This window comes from Providencia sp. CIM-Carb-044 (assembly GCF_033901115.1).
Taxonomy (GTDB): domain Bacteria; phylum Pseudomonadota; class Gammaproteobacteria; order Enterobacterales; family Enterobacteriaceae; genus Providencia; species Providencia hangzhouensis.
On record NZ_JAXADV010000004.1, the window covers coordinates 35,241 to 50,772 of the forward strand.

Here is a 15,532-nt window from a genome sequence, read left to right on the forward strand (position 1 = left end):
CTCCCCAAATTATATCGTGTTTAGCTCAAAAATTTTAGGTATTAATGTGTTTTTGCAATCAATAAAACCTATAACGCTTTATAATTACAATGTTTTCACCTAAAACGCTCATGAAAAACAGATTTATTTATCTTGTTCACACAATGGTTTAACAAAAACGACACCCATGTCCCATGGTTGTTCGATCCATGTATCTTGTGGAATATCAACTACGTAGTCATCAACTAATGGACGGCCTGCAGGTTTTGCAAAGATGGTGACAAAATGTGCTTTAGGGTACATGTTACGGATAGCTTGAGCTGTGCCGCCTGTATCTACTAAATCATCGATGACAATATAGCCTTCACCATCACCTTCTGCACGTTTAATCACGGTTAATTCGCGCTGGTTATTATGGTCATAGCTAGAAATACAAACGGTATCAACGTTACGAATACCAAGTTCGCGTGCAAGCAGTGCTCCAGGAACAAGGCCACCACGGCTAACCGCGATAATACCGGTCCATTGTTCTACTGGTAATAAACGTTGTGCGAGTTTACGGGCATGTATTTGCAACATATCCCACGTTACGACATATTTTTCGCTCATAAAATTCGGGTCCCGACTGCTGAGTAAATCTGAAAAGTGTCTTGCGGAAAAAAGGTTGCGCGAGATTATAGTGATTTGGCCGGTTAAAAACCAGCAAAAAGCACCATTCGCCATTAATTATTATCATTTACACTGTCCATTGCTCAAAAGAAAGTGTTATCCTGAGTTTATAAAAGAGGCAGCCTTTAATTCGAAACTTCAGGCTGTTAGGTCATAATTACAGCAATATTCCTTTTAAAATTGAAGCTGAAATTAACGTTGGTTGCCAATCAGCTCCTACTGGGTTATTCAGGATATTATCCCTAAATAGTTCAATTTGTAGCTAGGCGGCAAATGAGTAAATCCTAGGAGCATACATAAGTATGTGACTGGGATTTATGAATGAAGCCAACAACGCTACAGATTGAAATATAAAGGGAAAATAAAAGGAGAGAGACGTGTCTGAGCTAGCTACATTATCCCCCCAACCGCTATGGGATATCTTCGCTAAAATCTGTTCTATCCCACACCCTTCGTATCACGAAGAAGCCTTAGCCGCGCATATTGTTGATTGGTCAAAACAAAAAGGCTTTCACGTTGAACGTGATGAAGTAGGCAATATTCTGATCCGTAAACCTGCTACGCCTGGTTATGAAAACCGTAAAGGTGTTGTTTTACAAGCTCACTTGGACATGGTGCCACAAAAAAATAACGACACGGTACATGACTTTAAAACAGATCCAATTCGTCCCTATGTTAATGGTGAGTGGGTTACTGCTGAAGGCACCACTTTAGGTGCTGATAACGGCATTGGCTTAGCTTCTGCTTTGGCTGTTCTTGCTGACGATAGCGTTGAGCATGGGCCAATGGAAGTTCTCCTGACCATGACCGAAGAAGCCGGTATGGAAGGTGCTTTTGGCTTGAAAGCAGGCTGGTTACAAGCAGATATTTTGATAAACACCGACTCCGAAGAAGAAGGTGAAATTTACATGGGTTGCGCTGGTGGTGTTGATTTTACAACCACGTTTGACCTGACTCGTGAAGCATTACCACAAGGCTATAAAACCTTCACAATGACCCTAAAAGGCCTAAAAGGTGGTCACTCCGGTGGTGATGTACATTTAGGTTTAGGTAATGCCAATAAGCTGTTAGCTCGATTTCTAGCAGGGCACGAAGAAGATTTAAGCCTAAAATTATTAGATTTTAGAGGGGGTACTGTTCGCAATGCGATTCCTCGTGAAGCCTATGCCATTATTGCTGTTCCAGCAGACAAAGTTGTTGAATTAACGGCACTGAGAACGCGCTATGAAGATATTCTGAAAAATGAATTAGCTGTTGTTGAGCCTAACCTTGTTCTGCTACTTGACGAAACGCAAAGTGAGCTAAAAGCCCTTTCTGATGATTGCCAAAAGCGTTTTGTTTTCTTCTTAAATGCAGCACCGAACGGTGTAATTCGCATGAGCGATGTGGCTATTGGCGTGGTTGAAACGTCACTTAATGAAGGTGTGGTACGCCTAACTGAAGATAAAGCAGAAATTATCTTCCTTGTTCGCTCACTTATCGATAGCGGCAAGAACTACGTTGTTAACATGCTGACATCTATCAGTAAATTAGCACAAGCCCAATATCGAGCAGAAGGCAGTTACCCTGGTTGGCAGCCCGATGCAGACTCACCAGTGATGCATTTAGTCAGTGATACCTACAACAAACTATTCGGTAAAATTCCTAATGTGATGGTGATCCACGCAGGCCTTGAGTGTGGCTTATTCAAAAAGCCTTACCCAGACATGGATATGGTTTCAATTGGGCCAACTATTCGTGGTGCGCACTCCCCTGATGAGCGTGTGCATATTGCAAGCGTTGGTGAGTATTGGAAATTATTAACTGCGGTTTTAAAAGCAATTCCAGTTAAAGAATAAACAACTAATTAATTGTAAATCAAACACCTATCATACGATGGGTGTTTTTTACAATTCAAGTAATAATTGCCGTTCAAGCTGAGGACTTTGCAGCATCACATGCAAACCAACTAACCGAACGCCACGCCCTAAGCGGCGATTATCCCAAGCTTTTTTCGCTATTTGTACCAAATCTTGTTTATTGAGAACTGGGTATACATGTTCTTGTGTCGTTTGCTGAAAGTCTGCAAATTTAAATTTTACACCTTGGCGAGCAATACGAAGGTCAGGCTTTACCTTTGCTAAACGCAGTTGGAGTTCATCGTATAATTTATCCAACAACGGCAAGCAATCTTCCCATTGATAGATATCTTCTGTAAGTGTACGTTCAACTCCTACCGATTTCCTAAGCCTATCAGGGTTAATCGCACGTTCATCGATACCATGGCAACGCTCCCAAAGTACCTGCCCAAATTTCCCCATGCTTTTAATCAACGCAACTACATCATATTTTTGAACATCGGCACAAGTCACCAACCCCATATCCGCTAATTTTTGGGCTGTTACCTTACCCACTCCTGGTATTTTTTTTAGCGGCAATTTAAGAACGAATTGATCGATATCTTGTGGTGTGATCACGAATTGGCCATTCGGTTTGTTCATATCGGAAGCAATCTTTGCCAAAAATTTTATTGGAGCGATCCCCGCTGAAGCAGTGAGCTGTAATTCATCAAAGATTTGCTTACGGATAGCCTCAGCAATTAACGTTGCAGAGCCGTGTAATTGCGTACAATCCGTAACATCCAAATAAGCCTCATCAAGAGAAAGCGGTTCTATGAGGTCTGTGTAACGCGCAAATATTTTTCGAATATGAAGAGAGGTTTCTTTATAAAGTGCCATATGCCCAGGAACCACTTTCAAGTGAGGGCAAAGCCTAAGTGCAATCGCTGTAGACATCGCACTATGAACACCGTAGCGACGTGCTTCATAATTTGCAGTACTAATCACTCCTCGGCGATCTGCGCTACCTCCCACCGCAATAGGTACATTGCGAAGGCTTGGGTCGTCACGCATCTCGATGGCGGCATAAAAGCAGTCCATATCAATATGAATAATTTTACGCACGAGTATACCCTAACAATCAATCAACTGTTTAAATATACAGTATCTTTAATAGCCATGCAATTATTATCAGACCACCATAAATGGATGAATAACAAGCTAACTTAATGATAACTAGGTAATTCATCATATTGCAATAATCATCTGCCAATCTATCCAATAAAGATTTTATTTAAAGTTTGTCTTAAAAATAAGTGTTAATACTTACTTTTAAACAAAAAAGTAATAAAAAGAGTTGTTTTACCAACGACAATACCTTGAAAAACTATTTATGGATCATCTCTATGGCAATTACATCAACATCAAAATATTTTAAATTTATGGCAACTCTCATAATACTGTTTGCTAGCCAAACCGTTTTTGCACTATCCCCTAAAATTGTTGCTCACCGTGCAGGAACGGCTGATGCACCAGAAAATACAATTTATGCAATTGATTTAGCAAAGAAAAATAATGCTGACGCTATTTGGCTTACCGTTCAGTTAAGTAAAGATAATCAACTCGTTTTATATCGTCCAAGTGACTTAAGCTCACTTACAGACCATGAAGGTCCAGTATCAAAATATAGTGCCCTGCAACTTAACCGTATAAATGCTGCATATAAATACAATATAAAAAATAACCTGCAACTACCTATGCAAGATACTACTATTAGTAGACTAGAAACTATTTTAAAAAAATACCCTGATACGACTTTTTATATTGATTTAAAATCACCTGATGCAGACCCTAATATCCAAGCACAAGCTATCCTTGCATTACTAGATAAAACTAATTCATTTAGCCAAGTACGTTTTTATTCCACTAATGATGAATTTTTAAAAGCGCTAAAATCCCTTTCATCAAAAATTTCACTATTTGAAAGCCGTGATGAAACTCGGACTATGTTGGCAAATATCGTGATGAACCATCAATGCTCAATAGAAAATGACAAAACCACTACTCGTTGGTATGGCTTTGAGCTACATCGTAAAGTTGAAGTAGTTGAAAAATATACATTAGGTGAGGCACGCTCACCAGCTACCCTTTCATGGGATAAAGAGGCCATCGACTGTTTTAGAAAAAATGGTAATGCCTATATCATTGTCTTTGGTGTTAATAATGACAGTGACTACCAACTCGCAAAAGAAATTGGTGTTGATGCTGTAATGGTTGATTCCCCAAAAGCATTTAAAAAATAATCTAATAACATCACCTAAGCTATTATTACTTTAATAATAGCTTAGGAATTAAATCACATCTTAAAAACATTCTTTTCATCAATTAATAATAATTGTTCTTAATTTACTGCTATAGAAAACTTGATATATTTAATCCATCACAAAAATTCTATTTAAAATAATTTAAAAAAGGTTTTATATGTCAAATATTGGAACAATGATTGTCGAGAATTATTGGAATGAAACATTAAGGAAAGTTGAAATACATTATCATAATAGTGATAACCCCTATGATAATGTGTTTATATTTTATAATCTAGCACATGCCACATCTAGCTCTAACGTAAATTCATTCCCTTACTCAACAACAGGTAAAAGTGCTTGGAAAGCTAAAATTACTACGAAAAGTAATGAACTGTGGAGTAGTGGTGATTTTTTACCTTGCCAAATTAACAACAATGATAATGGAAAGGTCACGATTAGATTTGATGGTGAGACAAAAAGCATGCATGTTAATTACCCTGTCTCTGTTTCATGTGCTAAGAAAATGCAATTAATTTAGACTGTATAACGGGAAAGTAATATTTGGAGATGTCTAATAACTATATTTAGACATCTCCGGCTCATTACTAGTTATAGAACCGTTAAATATTACTATTCAAATAATACGGTTTTTATCCAGTATTTTTTGGCGGGCTTCTTCACGTGCCATACGCTTTTTACGTGCATCGCAAGGCTCAGGGCAATCACACACTTTATCAACACCAATACTGCTTAACCCGCCGCAGCTACCTTGGATACTCTTACGCTTAATAATATATCCAAGTGACATGCCTAAAAAGGCCAGCAAAAACAGTACAAAGGCTGCAATAAAAACATTTAGCATCTTTTATCCTCCCAAAACTACTGTTTTTTAGTTAAAAATGGTTCGAATGCCTTAGTATAACGCTCTTCAAAACCTTTATCTGTCTTAACAATCATAAAAACAGGAATATTCATTTTTTCAGCTAAATCAAAGCCAACTTCAGGCCCTAAAACATTTAGCCCCGTAGATAGGCCATCAGCACTCATGCAATTTTCTGCAATCACCGTAATAGAAACTAAATTATGAGTGATTGGCTTGCCTGTTTTTGGGTCAATGGTATGAGAAAAACGAACACCATCTTGCTCGAAATAATTACGGTAATCTCCTGATGTAGCGATAGAACGGTCACCTGGTTCAATAATCTCTTGTGCTGTTTGGCTTACCCCATCCGCGACAGGTTTTTCTATTGCAATACGCCATGGTACTTCTTTACCATTTGTTCCTTTCGTACGCACTTCACCACCAATATCAACCATATAATTATTGATATCCAATGATTCTAAATATTCAGCAACAACGTCAACACCATAACCTTTAGCAATTGAGGAAAGGTCGACGTACAGCTCAGGGATCGTTTTAATTAGGTTATTATCCTGAACCGAGAGTTTCTCGATACCAGTCCAGGCTCTACGCTTAGCCAACTCTTCATCAGAAGGCGCTTTAGTCACTCTTCCTTCAGGGCCAAAACCCCATAAATTAACTAAAGGCCCAACCGTTACATCTAATGAACCATTAGTAAGTTTATTAATTTCAATGGCTTTTTTAACCACAGTTGCGGTTGCTGCAGAAACTGGGAACGGCGTATTCACTTCTTTAAATTGGTTAAAACGACTTAATTCTGAATCTGGGCGATATGTTGACATTTGGTCGTTAACTTCTTCCAAACGTTTATCTATTTCGGCTTGAATGACTTCAGGCTTTGGCTCCGAAGAATCTGTAACATATTTAACCGAATAGTACGTCCCCATCGTTTGCCCCTGAAGATTCTGTTGTTCAGGTCCACCACAGGCAGTAAGAAACAGAGCTGCAACAAATAGCAGTATTGGGGTATAGATTCTTTTACTTAGCATAATTTTCTCCGCGTCAATCATGAGCGCATTTTGTTAAGGCCGCCCAGACTATTAACACACTTTACATCGTCACCCATGCAGAGAATGTTCCAGTCAAAATAATTATAAATCTACCTATTAAGCGCTAACTAATTAGCACTTAATAGATTTACTAAAATCACAAAGAGGGAAAATATTTTCCCTCTTTAAAGTGTTACTGTCTACTGACTTTGATAAGTCTAATAAAATCAGCTAAGTTGCTTAACCACCGAAGTCATCCAACAGGATATTTTCATCTTCAACACCGAGGTCTTTCAACATTTTAATCACAGCAGCATTCATCATTGGAGGTCCACACATATAGAACTCACAATCTTCTGGCGCTGGATGGTCTTTTAAGTAGTTTTCATATAAGACATTATGGATGAAACCTGTATAACCATCCCAATTATCTTCAGGCATAGGGTCTGAAAGCGCGACATGCCATGTAAAGTTCTCATGTTCTGCGGCAAGTTGGTCAAAATCTTCAGTGTAGAACATTTCACGGACTGAACGCGCACCATACCAGAAACTGATCTTACGTTTAGAATCCAAACGACGCAGTTGGTCAAATATGTGAGAACGCATTGGCGCCATTCCCGCACCACCACCGATAAACACCATTTCTGCTTCCGTTTCTTTAGCAAAAAATTCACCAAACGGCCCAGAAATAGTGACTTTATCCCCTGGCTTTAATGACCAAATATAAGAAGACATGATCCCCGGTGGGACATCTGGATTACGAGGTGGTGGCGTAGCAATACGCACGTTTAGCATGATAATGCCATACTCTTCCGGGTAGTTTGCCATCGAATAGGCGCGAACAGTTGGCTCTTTAACCTCAGACACATAACGGAACAGGTTAAATTTATCCCAATCTTCGCGGTACTCTTCTGGTACATCAAAATCTTCGTATTTGACAACATGTGCCGGACATTCAATCTGAATAAAACCACCCGCACGGAAAGGAACTACCTCTCCTTCTGGAATTTTCAGTTTAAGCTCTTTAATGAAAGTGGCTTTGTTATCATTAGAAATAACTTCACACTCCCATTTTTTCACACCAAAAATTTCTTCTGGAAGCTCAATTTTTAAATCTTGCTTAACGTTGACCTGACACGCTAATCGGCAGCCTTCTTTTGCTTCACGTTTGTTGATGTGTGAAAGCTCAGTTGGCAGAATATCACCACCGCCTTCTTTGATTTTCACACGGCACTGACCACAAGAGCCACCGCCGCCACATGCTGATGAAACAAAAATACCTTGGTTTGATAGCATGCCTAACAGTTTGTCGCCCGCCGGAGCTTCAAAACTTTTGTCTGGATCGCCATTAACTTCAACTTTGATGTTCCCTGTATTGACTAGCTTGGATTTAGCAAACAGGATTAAACCTGTCAGCACCAAGACAATCAGGGTAAACATCACGACACCTAAAATAATAATTTCCATGAATTCTTCTCGCCTTTATAGCTGCACACCGGAGAAGGACATAAAGCCCAATGCCATTAAACCGGTTGTCACAAAGGTGATACCTAACCCTTTTAGACCCGATGGAATATCTGAGTACTTCATCTTCTCACGGATAGCCGCCAGCAATACGATTGCGAGCATCCAACCGATCCCCGAACCGAACCCATACACAATCGATTCGCTAAAGTTATAATCACGCTGAGCCATGAAAGAAACACCACCGAAAATGGCACAGTTAACGGTAATCAATGGCAAAAAGATACCTAACGCGTTATACAGTGACGGGAAGTAGCGGTCTAAAATCATTTCAAGAATCTGAACTAACGCGGCAATAACACCGATAAAAGTGATGAAGTTCAAGAAGGATAAATCGATACCTTCGGCAATCGCACCATCACGTAACACCAAGTTGTATACTAAGTTATTGGCTGGGACAGAGATCCCCAGAACTACCGTTACAGCGATACCCAGTCCAAAAGCGGTTTTTACATTCTTCGACACCGCAAGGAAAGTACACATTCCCAAGAAAAACGCTAATGCCATATTTTCAATAAAAATGGCTTTAACAAACAGGCTAATATAGTGTTCCATGTGATTAGTCCTTCTCTACCTGAGCTGGTTTCAGAGTACGTAGTCCCCAAATCAGCATACCAATGATAAAGAATGCACTTGGCGCGAGGAGGAACAAGCCATTTGGCATGTACCAACCACCGGTTTGTAGTGATTCAAAAACTGTGATACCAAACAATTTGCCGGAACCAAATAACTCACGGAAAAAGCCGACTAAAACAAGGATCACACCATAACCAAGACCGTTACCAATACCGTCCATGAAGCTTTCAATTGGTGGTGCTTTCATTGCGTAAGCTTCAGCACGTCCCATGACGATACAGTTAGTAATAATCAAGCCAACAAATACAGAAAGTTGTTTTGATATTTCATAGGCGTATGCACGTAAAATTTGGTCAACGACAATAACTAAAGACGCAATAATCGCCATTTGAACAATAATACGCACACTGCTCGGAATATAGTTCCTGATAAGTGAGATAAAGAAGTTAGAAAAAGCCGTTACTAAGGTTACAGCAATCGTCATAACGAGTGCGGTTTCTAACTTCGTTGTCACTGCAAGTGCAGAACAAACCCCTAATACCTGTAAAGCAATTGGGTTGTTATCAAATAGCGGCCCAAGTAGGACGCGTTTTACTTCTTTTGAATCAGCCATTATTCAGCGCTCCTTCACGTACTTTTTTCAGGAACGGACCAAAACCGTTATCCCCTAACCAGAAATCAAACATATGTTGGATCCCGTTCGATGTTAGAGTCGCACCTGAAAGGCCGTCGATACCGTATGGGTTATCTGTAGCACCACCGCGCACGATTTTAATTGCCGGAACCCCCTGTTCATTGAACAGCTTTTTACCTGGCCATTGTGCTTTCCACTGAGGGTTATCAACCTCACCACCCAGCCCTGGTGTTTCACCATGTGCGTAGTAAGTAATACCACGAGAGGTAACACCATCTACATCTACCGCAATAAAGGCATACATGACAGACCACAAACCAGAACCGTAAACAGGTAAAATAATTTGTGATACTTTTCCTGCTTCATCTTTAACCAAATAGATTTCAGCGCTATTTGCACGACGGCGGATTTTTGCAATATCCTCTGCAGGAGAGAGTGCAATACTCGTTTCTTCGCTGCGTAGCTCGCTATTTAAGTCATAACGGCTAGTGCTATCAGATAATTCATTAGTTTTAAAATTCAAAAGTTTAGGTTCGATGCGATCCTTATACACATTTTGAACTTCCTCAGCGGTCATTTTAGGCTGTAGCAACCCAGCAACACTTAAAATGTTACGTTGAGTATCTAACTGAATCTGTTCTTGCTGCTGTGGTTTTAAACCAACGGCAGCACCTGCGACGACAATAGAGCACACTAGACAAAGAATAAAAACAACTAGAAATGTTCTGCCGACGCTATCGTTATTAATTGGTTTTTCATTAGCCACGAGCTTTTCTCCGCTTAATATTTGCTTGAACGACCAGATAGTCAAACAGAGGAGCAAACAGGTTGGCGAATAGGATCGCCAGCATCATCCCTTCTGGATAAGCTGGGTTAACAACCCTGATAAGAACACACATTACACCGATCAGAATGCCATACGCCCATTTACCTTTGTCTGTGAATGAAGCTGATACCGGGTCTGTCGCCATAAAAATCATACCGAATGCGAAGCCACCGAGTACTATGTGCCACCACCATGGCATAGCAAATAACGGGTTGGTATCAGAGCCAATCGCGTTGAATAGGTAGGACATTGCAATCATACCAACCATCACACCAGCAACAATGCGCCATGATGCGATACGGAAGAACATGATAAGAGCCCCACCAATAAACAGCATCAGAGTTGACACTTCACCAATTGAACCTGGCATATTACCTAAAAAGGCTTGCATCCAAGTAATAGGCTCATGAGTCACTGTGTTCATTAGCGCATGCTCACCACCTGTTGCCCATTGTGATAATGGTGTTGCACCAGAGAAACCATCTGCAGCGGTCCAAACTAAGTCACCTGATATTTGAGCAGGATAAGCAAAGAATAAGAAAGCACGTCCAGCCAATGCCGGGTTTAAGAAGTTACGCCCAGTACCGCCAAAAATTTCTTTCGCAATAACAACCCCGAACGTGATACCTAATGCAGCCTGCCATAAAGGAATGGTTGGCGGCACAATTAAGGCAAATAGAATCGAGGTAATAAAGAAGCCTTCGTTTATTTCATGGCCGCGGATCATGGCGAATAACACTTCCCAGAAACCACCGACTAAGAAAACGACTGCATAAATAGGAAGGAAATACACTGCACCCAGCAGCATTTTACTTCCCCATCCCGCATCCATCGAAAGTGATGCGCCTAAAAACTGCGCTAAGCTATAATGCCAATCACTAGCTAGAACTTGCTGTAATTCAGCCCCGCTATATAATTGATGCAAAGCTGGGATGGCTTGGTTACCAACGTTATACATTCCCCAGAACATAGCTGGGAAAACCGCTAGCCACACCAATATCATCATACGTTTCAGGTCAATAGTATCCCTGACATGAGAACGCCCTTTTGTTACCGTACCCGGCGTGTAAAAAACAGTCGAAACTGCTTCAAATAACGCATAGTATTTTTCTAGCTTTCCACCGGGCTCAAAATGGTGCTCATACTTTTCAAATAAATTTTTCAGACCCATGGAATCACCCTTCTAGCTCAATCTTGGTCAGAACATCGCGTAGCACCGGACCATATTCATATTTCGCTGGGCAAACGTAGGTACATAAACCTAAATCTTCTTCGTCCAACTCTAAACAGCCCAATTCTTGTGATGAGTCAGTGTCTCCAGCAAGGAGATCGCGCAATAAATGAGTGACCATGATATCGAGAGGCATGACTCGCTCGTAGTTACCAATTGGCACCATCGAACGCTCGCCACCGTTCATTGTCGTTGTAAAATTAAAACGTTTATTTTTCAGGAAATGCCCGATTGTGGTACGAGTAATCGTAAATTTATTAACACCAGGCATAATCCAGCCAAATAACTCTTTATTGCGACCTTCGGCTAACACTGAGACTTGATTATGAAAACGACCAAGATAGTGATGGGTATCATCGCATGTCACGCCCCAAAGGACTGAACCGGAAATAATACGATTTTCACCCGCTTTAAGCTGACCTTGTGTTAATTCATATAAATCAGCACCTAGGCGAGTACGCAGAAGACGAGGTTTTTCAACTTGTGGCCCTGCTAATGAAATCACGCGGTCTGTGTATAGGTGACCCGTAACAAATAGCTTACCAATAGCAATAACGTCTTGGTAATTAAGGCTCCAAACTTTTTTCTTAATACTCACAGGTTCTAAGAAATGAATATGAGTTCCCGCTAAACCAGCAGGATGCGGCCCTGCAAACTGAGTATAAGAAATTTGGTTATGTGCCGTATTCTTCGGTAAGTCTCCCTCTCCATGACACACATGGATTTTACCTTCTGTTAAACGACTTAGAACCAAAAGCCCATCGTTAAATGCTTGTTCTTGCTCTTTAATAATTAAAACAGGATCCGCTGCAAGTGGGTTAGTATCCATTGCAGTGACAAAAATAGCGATAGGTGAAGAACCCGGTTGTGGTGAACGGCTAAATGGACGCGTTCTTAAAGATGTCCACAGACCCGATTTGATCAAGTTATCTTCGACTTGTTGTTGCGTTAATGTTGATAGCTCATCACGAGTATAAGCTGCAAATGTTTCTTGTTCATCACCATCAATTTCGATGACAACAGATTGAAGCACACGACGCTCACCACGATGAATAGCAACAATTTTACCGCAGGCTGGGCTTGTAAATAAAACCCCTGGGTTCTTTTTATCTTCAAAAAGAACCTGTCCTTTAACTACACGCTCACCTTCTTTAACCAGCATCGAAGGACGCATTCCGACATATTCCTCACCTAGCACAGCTACGTGTTGAATTTTCGGGCCGTCTTCTATCACTTGGGCTGGCTCACCTGCGATAGGAAGGTTGAGGCCTTTTTTAATTTTAATCATAAGATCTGCACAAGTTTATCAGTTAAACCCTAAGCTAACGATTCAGCAATGAATGATAGCGACTCATTAAATAAAAAATAGCTCAAGTAATCGTCATCACTTAAGCAGGTATTCTCACATAATTGTTACTAAATTTTATCTTCTGCCACCCACAATTTTATCAGTTCCCACTCTCTATGTCCGGCTATAGAAGTGACATAGTTCAAGCAAATTGCATTAATATTTAAATTTTTCTGTTAACAATTCGGTATTATCGATATTTAAGCTCATATTTATCGATCATTGTTTATTATTTACACAATAAAGGTTCATTTAAAAACTATTAACAAACTATATTAATTTTCGATTTACTCGTCTAGAATGCATAAAATATGTACTCTTTTTGTTCAAAAACATTTTCTTGATATGGCTTAAATATGAAATTAAGTAAATTTTTTAGTGCAATTTTTTTATTTGTACTCATATATTCTCCTGCTATTCAGGCAAGTAACTATTCATTTCTACTTAATAATAACGTCTCGGATAGCTCAAACTCATCCATTTTTATTCAAATATTTAAGCAAGAAGGTTTATTAGAACTCTACCAAAAAACACCATCAGGAAAATATAAACTGTCGAAAACTTACCCAATTTGTAAGTTTTCAGGAGGGCTAGGTCCCAAAAAAATTGAAGGCGACCTGAAAAGTCCAGAAGGATTTTATCAAATTACAGCGGAACAGCTCAATCCTAATAGTCGGTATTACCGATCTATCAATATTGGTTTTCCTAATGAGTTTGATAAAGCGCAAGGCTATAGCGGTAGCTATCTCATGATCCACGGCAGTTGCGTTTCGGTGGGATGTTATGCCATGACCGATAAATATATGGGTGAGATTTACCAAACAGTAGAAACGGCCTTACTCAGCGGGCAGTCGGTCATTAATGTCAACATTTACCCATTTAAAATGACAAATGAAAATATGCTGCGCTACCGTAATTCCAGCCATTATGCCTTCTGGAAGCAGCTACAACCCGCTTACGAGTATTTCAACCGCACAGGAAGGCCTGCCGAGGTGTCGGTCGCTTTAGGTAAATATGCGGTTATTGACCAAGCTGATACCCCAACAAAATTGTTAGGGTCTAAATCACAATATGCGCTCACCAAGATAGAATAAGACGAAATTACCTGGGTCAATTCGCTGCCAGTTTTCATTACCCGTTAGTGGTTGCGTTGCGATAACAGAGACCACATCAGTGGGGGTCGTGCACTGCTCAAAATCGATTTCAATATCTTGGTCAAGTAATTTTGCTTTACCAAACGGTGCCTTACGCGTTAACCAATGTAAATTCGTCGAGCTAAAGGCCATCATATATTGCCCATCAGACAGCAACATATTAAATACCCCTTTATGACGTAATTGGTCAGCTAATGTCGCAATAAAACGGAACACACTTTTCCAATTCGATGGCCTGCGTGGGTATTTTTCACTGAGTTGATGAAGTATCCAACAAAATGCCCATTCGCTATCAGTTTCACCTATTGGGCAATAACGTCCAGTTTTCAGTGTACGATACCCCTTTAATTGCCCATTATGTGCATAAGTCCAATTACGTCCCCATAGCTCACGAGTAAAGGGGTGAGTATTTGCTAACGACACATCCCCCCGATTTGCTTGGCGAATATGCGCAACAACACTTTCTGATTTAATCGGGTATTCCTGCACAAAACGAGCGACAGGTGATAAAAAACTGGGTTGAGGATCTTTAAATGTGCGACACCCGAGCCCCTCATAAAAGGTAATTCCCCAACCATCTTTATGTGGGCCTGTTTGCCCCCCTCGGGAAATTAACCCACTTAGGCTAAACGAAATATCGGTTGGAACATTGGCACTCATGCCAAGTAACTCGCACATTTAAAAGCTCCTGAAACAATAATAACGCTACTTCACCATCTCTTTTTCGATTAACTGAATTAAGATATGAATAACTTTAATATGAATTTCTTGGATACGGTCGGCATACCCAAAGTGTGGAACACGAATTTCAATATCCGCGGTTCCAGCCATTTTCCCGCCATCTTTACCTGTTAGCGTGATGACTTTCATACCTTTTTCACGCGCAGCGGCAATCGCTTTAATAATGTTTCCTGAATTACCTGAGGTAGAAATTCCGAGTAAAACATCACCTTTCATGCCAACAGCTTCGATAAAGCGCGAAAAAACATACTCATAGCCGAAGTCATTACTCACACAAGATAAATGACTCACATCTGAAATAGCAATCGCAGGATAACCTGGGCGGTTTTCGCGGTAACGCCCTGTTAATTCTTCAGCAAAATGCATTGCATCACAGTGAGAGCCCCCATTACCACAAGATAATACTTTGCCACCTGCTTTAAAAGAGTCAGCAAGTAGAACTGCAGCCTGTTGGATAGCATTAATATTGGCATCATCGCTAAGGAAATTCGATAACGTCTCGGCCGCTTCAGTCAGCTCGCCGCGGATTAAGTCTTGATACATGAGATTTCCTCTTAATTAAGAATACGTTACAGAAATTACGATTAATTTACATCCAAATTATCCTAAAAGAAAAATGGCGTTCCATGGCAAAACTCAGATAGATATCAGTAATTAATCTTTAATAGTCAGATTGTTGCACAGGGATAATTTTGTTTCTACTTTTGATTGTGCTGTCATGACCCTATCGACAAAATTCACCGTATCTCATAACCAATAACCTGACTTTTCATAAAACAAATAAGACTAATTACTACGATAATTTCCTTTATATGA

16 protein-coding genes are annotated in these 15,532 nt (G+C 40.1%); 4 read left to right on the forward strand and 12 right to left on the reverse strand.

Annotated features, from left to right (window positions below):
• Positions 1-123 precede the first annotated feature (123 nt).
• Positions 124-588, reverse strand: coding sequence for a xanthine phosphoribosyltransferase (gene gpt / locus SJ312_RS09615; protein ID WP_036958965.1), 465 nt, complete (start codon positions 586-588; stop codon positions 124-126).
• Positions 589-1,025: 437 nt separating this feature from the next.
• On the opposite strand from gpt, the gene pepD reads away from it, so the two are divergent.
• Positions 1,026-2,486 (forward strand): beta-Ala-His dipeptidase, encoded by a 1,461-nt coding sequence (gene pepD, locus SJ312_RS09620; protein ID WP_165879164.1) that lies wholly within the window; start codon positions 1,026-1,028, stop codon positions 2,484-2,486.
• Between the two features lie 48 nt (positions 2,487-2,534).
• Here pepD and dinB read toward each other — a convergent pair whose 3' ends face one another.
• Positions 2,535-3,590: a DNA polymerase IV gene (gene dinB / locus SJ312_RS09625; protein WP_036958912.1), complete on the reverse strand. Its 1,056-nt coding sequence runs from the start codon at positions 3,588-3,590 to the stop codon at positions 2,535-2,537.
• Positions 3,591-3,871: 281 nt separating this feature from the next.
• Between dinB and SJ312_RS09630 the strand changes: the two genes are divergently transcribed.
• The gene (locus SJ312_RS09630) at positions 3,872-4,768 is read left to right on the forward strand and encodes a glycerophosphodiester phosphodiesterase family protein (RefSeq protein WP_319867537.1); all 897 of its coding nucleotides are present in this window, start codon (positions 3,872-3,874) and stop codon (positions 4,766-4,768) included.
• A gap of 178 nt (positions 4,769-4,946) precedes the next feature.
• A complete protein-coding gene (locus SJ312_RS09635) occupies positions 4,947-5,309 on the forward strand; it encodes a hypothetical protein (protein ID WP_110732236.1) in 363 nt (120 codons plus the stop codon).
• 96 nt (positions 5,310-5,405) lie between these two features.
• On the opposite strand, the gene nqrM is transcribed toward SJ312_RS09635, so the two are convergent.
• From nqrM to SJ312_RS09675, 8 genes are all read right to left on the reverse strand, one after another.
• Positions 5,406-5,633 carry a (Na+)-NQR maturation NqrM gene (gene nqrM, locus SJ312_RS09640; protein ID WP_004264769.1) on the reverse strand — a complete coding sequence of 76 codons (228 nt, stop codon included), beginning with the start codon at positions 5,631-5,633 and terminating at the stop codon, positions 5,406-5,408.
• Positions 5,634-5,650: 17 nt separating this feature from the next.
• Complete coding sequence (locus SJ312_RS09645; RefSeq protein ID WP_036958908.1) at positions 5,651-6,682, reverse strand: FAD:protein FMN transferase; 1,032 nt, start codon at positions 6,680-6,682, stop codon at positions 5,651-5,653.
• A 240-nt stretch (positions 6,683-6,922) separates the two neighbouring features.
• On the reverse strand, positions 6,923-8,149 hold the full coding sequence (nqrF, locus tag SJ312_RS09650; protein ID WP_004264766.1) for an NADH:ubiquinone reductase (Na(+)-transporting) subunit F: 1,227 nt from the start codon (positions 8,147-8,149) through the stop codon (positions 6,923-6,925).
• Between the two features lie 15 nt (positions 8,150-8,164).
• On the reverse strand, positions 8,165-8,761 hold the full coding sequence (gene nqrE / locus SJ312_RS09655; protein ID WP_004264764.1) for an NADH:ubiquinone reductase (Na(+)-transporting) subunit E: 597 nt from the start codon (positions 8,759-8,761) through the stop codon (positions 8,165-8,167).
• Between the two features lie 4 nt (positions 8,762-8,765).
• Positions 8,766-9,395: an NADH:ubiquinone reductase (Na(+)-transporting) subunit D gene (locus SJ312_RS09660; protein ID WP_004264762.1), complete on the reverse strand. Its 630-nt coding sequence runs from the start codon at positions 9,393-9,395 to the stop codon at positions 8,766-8,768.
• Positions 9,388-10,182 carry a Na(+)-translocating NADH-quinone reductase subunit C gene (locus SJ312_RS09665; protein ID WP_110592315.1) on the reverse strand — a complete coding sequence of 265 codons (795 nt, stop codon included), beginning with the start codon at positions 10,180-10,182 and terminating at the stop codon, positions 9,388-9,390. The genes SJ312_RS09660 and SJ312_RS09665 overlap by 8 nt, the downstream gene beginning before the upstream one ends.
• Positions 10,175-11,413, reverse strand: coding sequence for an NADH:ubiquinone reductase (Na(+)-transporting) subunit B (locus tag SJ312_RS09670; protein ID WP_319867541.1), 1,239 nt, complete (start codon positions 11,411-11,413; stop codon positions 10,175-10,177). The genes SJ312_RS09665 and SJ312_RS09670 overlap by 8 nt, the downstream gene beginning before the upstream one ends.
• 4 nt (positions 11,414-11,417) lie before the next feature.
• Complete coding sequence (locus SJ312_RS09675) at positions 11,418-12,761, reverse strand: Na(+)-translocating NADH-quinone reductase subunit A (RefSeq protein ID WP_004264753.1); 1,344 nt, start codon at positions 12,759-12,761, stop codon at positions 11,418-11,420.
• 416 nt (positions 12,762-13,177) lie between these two features.
• Here SJ312_RS09675 and SJ312_RS09680 point away from each other — a divergent pair, with 416 nt between their 5' ends.
• Positions 13,178-13,915: a L,D-transpeptidase family protein gene (locus SJ312_RS09680; RefSeq protein WP_094962038.1), complete on the forward strand. Its 738-nt coding sequence runs from the start codon at positions 13,178-13,180 to the stop codon at positions 13,913-13,915.
• Here SJ312_RS09680 and SJ312_RS09685 read toward each other — a convergent pair.
• The gene (locus tag SJ312_RS09685; RefSeq protein WP_004264748.1) at positions 13,886-14,653 is read right to left on the reverse strand and encodes a class II glutamine amidotransferase; all 768 of its coding nucleotides are present in this window, start codon (positions 14,651-14,653) and stop codon (positions 13,886-13,888) included. The two genes, SJ312_RS09680 and SJ312_RS09685, sit on opposite strands and share 30 nt — an antisense overlap.
• 27 nt (positions 14,654-14,680) lie before the next feature.
• The gene (gene lpcA, locus SJ312_RS09690) at positions 14,681-15,259 is read right to left on the reverse strand and encodes a D-sedoheptulose 7-phosphate isomerase (RefSeq protein WP_004264745.1); all 579 of its coding nucleotides are present in this window, start codon (positions 15,257-15,259) and stop codon (positions 14,681-14,683) included.
• Positions 15,260-15,532 lie beyond the last annotated feature (273 nt).